Raw genomic sequence first — 1,583 nt, 5'->3', positions numbered from 1 at the left:
TCATCTCTCTCTTAAAGAACCGGCTGCGCACCAGGCGCAGTCGTGGATCGTGTGCGTTTATTCGCAGGGCAGGTATTCTACTACTTCCAGGTCGAACCCGGATATGGCATTGAACTTCATCGGCTTGGACAGCAGACGCATCTTGCGCACCCCCAGATCACGCAGAATCTGCGATCCGGCGCCCACGGTATTATAGGTAGTGGGTTCGCGCTCCGGTGCATCGGTACCGGCCAGTTGGTTGACGTGATGCAGCAACTCTTCGGAACCCATCTGGTTGCCCAGCAGCAGCACAACACCGTGCCCTTCCCCGGCCAGCTTGCTCATCGCCGCGCGCAGGCTCCAGCGTCCGGGCTGGCTGACCATGAACAGGTCGCGCAGCGGATCCATATTGTGCACGCGGACCAGGGTCGGCTCTTCCGGCTCCAGTTTGCCCAGGGTCAGCGCCAGGTGCACGGCGCCCTCGAGACTGTCGCGGTAGGTCACCAGGTTGAAGCTGCCCAGCTCGGTTTCCAGCGGCTGTTCGGATACCCGCTTGACCGTGCGCTCATTGAGCAGACGGTAGTGGATCAGGTCAGCAATGGTACCGATCTTGAGATTGTGCTCGCGGGCGAAAGCTTCGAGCTGCGGACGACGGGACATGCTGCCGTCGTCATTCATGATCTCGCAGATAACGCCCGACTCGCCAAAGCCGGCCATGCGCGCCAGGTCGCAGGCGGCTTCGGTGTGTCCGGCACGCGCCAGCACGCCACCGGGCTGGGCCATCAGCGGGAATATATGACCGGGGCTGACGATGTCATCGGCCACAGCACCGGGCGCTGCGGCAGCCTGTACGGTGCGCGCGCGGTCGGCGGCGGAGATACCGGTACTGACACCCACGGCAGCCTCGATGGAGACGGTAAACTTGGTACCAAAGCCGGAATTGTTGCGCTGTACCATCAAGGGCAGGTTCAGGCGCTCGCAGTGCTCCAGGCTCATCGGCATGCAGATCAGTCCACGGCCATAGCGAGCCATGAAGTTGATGTGCTCGGCCTGACAGGCCTGGCCCGCCATGATCAGATCGCCCTCGTTCTCGCGATCCTCGTCATCCATCAGGATGACCATCTTGCCGGCGCGAATGTCTTCCAGCAGTTCTTCTACAGTATTGAGTTTCATGCGGCCCTCCCGGGCTCCTTGTTCACGGCCTGAGAGTTCAGGATTTCAGGTAGCCGTTTTCGGCAAGAAAAGACATGCTCAGACGGCTGTCTCGATTTGGCTCGGCTGCCTTGTCACCCAGCAGCAGACGCTCCAGATAGCGGGCGATCAGGTCGACCTCCAGATTTACCGGACTACCGGCCTGGTAGTCGCCCATTACGGTTTCCTGCATGGTATGCGGCACAATATTCAGATCGAACACGGCGCCATCGACAGCGTTGACTGTAAGACTGGTGCCGTCGACAGTAATAGAGCCTTTTTCGGCGATGTAACGCGCCAGTCCGGCGGGAGCCTCGATCCGGAAATGCCAGGACCGTGCGTCCTCCGTCATTGATAGCACCTTGCCAACGCCATCCACATGGCCACTGACCAGATGCCCGCCAAGGCGTGAT

2 protein-coding genes are annotated in these 1,583 nt (G+C 60.6%); both read right to left on the bottom strand.

The window, feature by feature from the left end:
* Positions 1-57: 57 nt before the first annotated feature.
* Positions 58-1,152, bottom strand: coding sequence for a bifunctional 3,4-dihydroxy-2-butanone-4-phosphate synthase/GTP cyclohydrolase II (gene ribBA / locus ABYA88_RS16440; RefSeq protein ID WP_373188458.1), 1,095 nt, complete (start codon positions 1,150-1,152; stop codon positions 58-60).
* Positions 1,153-1,189: 37 nt separating this feature from the next.
* The coding region (locus ABYA88_RS16435) for a riboflavin synthase (RefSeq protein ID WP_373188457.1) at positions 1,190-1,583 on the bottom strand (394 nt) is incomplete at its 5' end.

The organism is Halopseudomonas sp., from assembly GCF_041579695.1.
GTDB lineage: Bacteria > Pseudomonadota > Gammaproteobacteria > Pseudomonadales > Pseudomonadaceae > Halopseudomonas.
The sequence above is the reverse complement of the archived record's forward strand: the minus strand, read 5'-3'. Positions and strand labels throughout refer to the sequence as shown.